The sequence below is a fragment of the Citrobacter sp. wls826 genome (assembly GCF_005281245.1).
Taxonomy (GTDB): Bacteria; Pseudomonadota; Gammaproteobacteria; order Enterobacterales; family Enterobacteriaceae; genus Citrobacter; species Citrobacter braakii.
Map to the genome: position 1 here is coordinate 1 of NZ_SZWS01000031.1, position 3878 is coordinate 3878.

The window sequence follows — 3878 nt, forward strand, 5'->3', positions numbered from 1 at the left end:
GCTGGTGACTAAAAAGTCACCAGCCATCAGCCTAATTTCTTAGGCTGCAACCAGAAAAGTTGGCTTATTTAACTTCAACTTCAGCGCCAGCTTCTTCCAGAGATTTTTTCAGTGCTTCTGCGTCGTCTTTGCTCACGCCTTCTTTCAGCGCAGCCGGTGCAGATTCTACCAGGTCTTTAGCTTCTTTCAGACCCAGGCCAGTTGCGCCACGTACTGCCTTGATAACAGCAACTTTGTTAGCGCCTGCAGCTTTCAGAATTACGTCGAATTCAGTTTTTTCTTCAGCAGCTTCAGCCGGGCCAGCAGCTACAGCTACAGCAGCAGCAGCAGAAACACCGAATTTTTCTTCCATTGCAGAAATCAGTTCTACAACGTCCATTACGGACATAGCGGATACTGCTTCAATGATTTGATCTTTAGTGATAGACATTTAAATTGTTCCTGAAAATCAGAATAAGTTTATACGTAAGCAGATGCTTTACAAAGATAACTGCGATTAAGCAGCTTCTTTCGCATCGCGTACAGCAGCCAGAGTACGAACCAGTTTGCCAGCCGAAGCTTCTTTCATGGTTGCCATCAGGCGTGCAATTGCTTCTTCGTAGGTCGGCAGAGTTGCCAGGCGATCGATATTCGATGCCGTAATCAACTCACCTTCAAAGGCTGCGGCTTTGACCTCAAATTTTGCATTCGCTTTCGCGAACTCTTTGAACAGACGAGCAGCAGCGCCCGGGTGTTCCATAGAGTATGCAATCAGGGTCGGACCAACAAACGTGTCTTTCAGGCACTCGAACTGAGTACCTTCAACGACGCGGCGCAGCAGGGTGTTACGAACAACACGCATGTATACGCCAGCTTCACGACCTGCTTTACGCAGTTCAGTCATTTTATCTACAGTTACGCCACGGGAATCCGCAACTACTGCAGACAGCGCGCCTTTGGCTACTTCGCTGACTTCAGCAACAATCGCTTGTTTGTCTTGAAGATTTAAAGCCATTAGCTTTGCTCCTGGATGTTTGCCGGAACTCATGTTCCGGAACTCACTTCACTCCCCCCAACGGAGAGAGCGTCTAAATACGGTGAGCAGAAACAAGCCAGAGTATCAGAAATAATCTTAGCGTTCTGTCACCGTCTACGCAGGGCATTAAGTTTCTTACGAAACACCTGCGGTCTTCGACGGAGGCCTGGATTAGGCCAGGCTCCAACGAACAAATCTTTTCTATCTGTCGCTATTCAATCTGTAGCGGCGTTGACTGCCTTGCCACAGCCTGAATATCTCGGATATACGTCTGCAATTAGCAGAATACGTGGGGGTAAGATTGTAGACAAAATCACCGCCCACGTAAAGGCGAATATTAGTTCGCCACAGTCGCAGTCAGACCGGACTGATCAACGGCAACGCCAGCACCCATGGTGGTGGAGATGCTAACTTTCTTGATGTACACGCCTTTTGCCTGAGTCGGTTTTGCTTTTTTCAGCGCAACCAGCAGAGCTTCCAGGTTTTCTTTCAGTTTGTCAGCGTCAAAATCCACTTTACCGATGGTGGTGTGAATGATGCCGTTTTTGTCGTTACGGTAACGAACCTGACCAGCTTTAGCATTCTTAACAGCTTCAGCAACGTTAGGAGTTACAGTACCAACTTTCGGGTTTGGCATCAGGCCGCGCGGACCCAGAACCTGACCCAGCTGGCCAACAACGCGCATTGCATCCGGGGAAGCAATAACAACGTCAAAGTTCATTTCGCCTTTCTTGATCTGTTCAGCCAGATCTTCCATACCTACCAGCTCAGCGCCTGCAGCTTTAGCAGCTTCAGCGTTTGCACCCTGGGTAAATACGGCTACGCGAACGGAACGGCCAGTACCGTGCGGCAGTACAGTTGCACCACGTACGTTCTGGTCAGATTTACGAGCATCGATGCCGAGGTTAACAGCAACGTCCACGCTTTCTACGAATTTAGCAGTGGCCAGCTCTTTCAGCAGAGCGATAGCTTCGTTGATGTCATACTGCTTAGTAGCATCAACTTTGTCACGGATCACGGACATGCGCTTGGTCAGTTTAGCCATTTCTTAGTCCTCCACTACCAGGCCCATGGAACGTGCAGTACCTTCAATGGAGCGAGTCATCGCTTCAATGTCGGAACCAGTCATGTCGGCAGCTTTGGTCTGCGCGATTTCCTGCAGCTGAGCGCGGGAAATTTTACCCACTTTGTCTTTGTTCGGCTTGCCGGAACCAGACTTGATACCAGCCGCTTTCTTCAGCAGAACTGCTGCCGGAGGCGTTTTGGTAACGAAAGTGAAAGAACGGTCAGCGTAAACGGTGATAACAACCGGGATTGGCAGACCTTTTTCCATGGAATCAGTTTTAGCGTTGAACGCTTTGCAGAATTCCATGATGTTCACGCCTTGTTGACCCAGTGCAGGACCTACCGGCGGACTCGGGTTAGCCATACCAGCTGCAACCTGCAGCTTGACATAGGCTTGGACTTTCTTAGCCATTCTAAATTCCTCTAGTTGGGTTATAACGCCTCAAGGAGGCTCCCCGTGATTAAATTCGTTTTACGGATAGGATCCATAAAAACAAAAGGCGCGAAATTGTATTCCAATCTCGCGCCTTGTGCAACGATTAAATCGTCGCTTTTTTGATCGGGGTGTTAGGCTTTTTCAACCTGAGCGAAGTCCAGTTCAACCGGAGTCGCACGACCGAAGATAGATACGGAAACTTTCAGACGAGACTTCTCGTAGTCCACTTCTTCAACCACGCCGTTAAAGTCAGCGAACGGACCGTCGCTAACGCGAACCATTTCACCTGGCTCAAACATCGTTTTCGGACGCGGCTTGTCGCCAACCTGCTGCAGACGGTTCATGATCGCATCAACTTCTTTGTCGCTGATCGGCGCCGGACGGTCAGATGTACCGCCGATAAAGCCCATCACACGCGGCACGCTGCGCACCAGGTGCCAGCTTGCGTCATTCATCACCATCTGGACCAATACATAGCCCGGGAAGAATTTACGTTCGCTCTTGCGACGCTGGCCGCCACGGATTTCGACCACTTCTTCGGTCGGCACCATGACTTCGCCAAACAGCTCTTCCATATTTTGTAACTTGATATATTCGCGCAGCGATGTAGCTACGCGGCCTTCAAAACCGGAAAACGCCTGAACGACGTACCAGCGCTTTTTAGGGGCTTCAGACATCTTAGAACCTCAGGCCAGTGATAAAGGATACCAGGCGAACCAGAATACCATCCAGTCCCCACAGGATCAGTGACATTACTGCGGTAACCGCAGCCACAATTAATGTGGTGTGCAATGTTTCCTGGCGAGTTGGCCAAATGACCTTACGGACTTCGGTTCTCGCTTCACGGGCAAAAGCAACGGTCGCTTTACCTTTTGTTGTCAACAGCGCGACACCACCCGCTGCGGCAATCAGAATCACTACGGCCAGCGCACGCAGCGGCAGCATCATGTCACGATAGAGGTAGTTGCCAACGATAGCTACAAGCAGCAATACAGCGACAACAACCCACTTCATCGCTTCCAGGCCGCGCCCGCTTCCTTGAGCTTCGGTATTCGCACTCATAAACCAACCTGTCAGAAGTATTCTACAAACATTTTCACCCCGCGTAAGCGAGGCGATCCAAACCGAAATGCTCTGGTGCGTTTCGGACTAAACGCCCTCTTCAGAGCCTGTCTCAGCAATGATTATGACAAATAAAATCACTGATGAGCCAGGTTCTGGTGTGAAAGCGTGCAAAAAGGGCATCAAATGATGCCCTTTTATTGCGCATTGCGTCAAATGTTATTCGGCAATTAGCTCATTACTTTGGCAACAACGCCCGCACCAACAGTACGGCCGCCTTCACGGATTGCGAAACGCAGA

The 3878-nt window shown here is 49.9% G+C and carries 7 protein-coding genes; all 7 read right to left on the reverse strand.

What is annotated here, in order from left to right; genetic code table 11:
- Nucleotides 1-64: 64 nt before the first annotated feature.
- Nucleotides 65-430, reverse strand: coding sequence for a 50S ribosomal protein L7/L12 (rplL, locus tag FDW87_RS08010; RefSeq protein WP_000028882.1), 366 nt, complete (start codon nucleotides 428-430; stop codon nucleotides 65-67).
- 66 nt (nucleotides 431-496) lie between these two features.
- Nucleotides 497-994, reverse strand: coding sequence for a 50S ribosomal protein L10 (gene rplJ / locus FDW87_RS08015; protein WP_005132895.1), 498 nt, complete (start codon nucleotides 992-994; stop codon nucleotides 497-499).
- A 358-nt stretch (nucleotides 995-1352) separates the two neighbouring features.
- Nucleotides 1353-2060 (reverse strand): 50S ribosomal protein L1, encoded by a 708-nt coding sequence (gene rplA, locus FDW87_RS08020; protein WP_016155300.1) that lies wholly within the window; start codon nucleotides 2058-2060, stop codon nucleotides 1353-1355.
- Between the two features lie 3 nt (nucleotides 2061-2063).
- Nucleotides 2064-2492, reverse strand: coding sequence for a 50S ribosomal protein L11 (rplK, locus tag FDW87_RS08025; RefSeq protein ID WP_003033122.1), 429 nt, complete (start codon nucleotides 2490-2492; stop codon nucleotides 2064-2066).
- 155 nt (nucleotides 2493-2647) lie between these two features.
- Nucleotides 2648-3193 carry a transcription termination/antitermination protein NusG gene (gene nusG / locus FDW87_RS08030; RefSeq protein WP_003033125.1) on the reverse strand — a complete coding sequence of 182 codons (546 nt, stop codon included), beginning with the start codon at nucleotides 3191-3193 and terminating at the stop codon, nucleotides 2648-2650.
- 1 nt (nucleotide 3194) lies between these two features.
- The gene (secE, locus tag FDW87_RS08035) at nucleotides 3195-3578 is read right to left on the reverse strand and encodes a preprotein translocase subunit SecE (RefSeq protein WP_003033128.1); all 384 of its coding nucleotides are present in this window, start codon (nucleotides 3576-3578) and stop codon (nucleotides 3195-3197) included.
- A gap of 230 nt (nucleotides 3579-3808) precedes the next feature.
- The coding region (locus tag FDW87_RS08040; RefSeq protein WP_168733119.1) for a hypothetical protein at nucleotides 3809-3878 on the reverse strand (70 nt) is incomplete at its 5' end.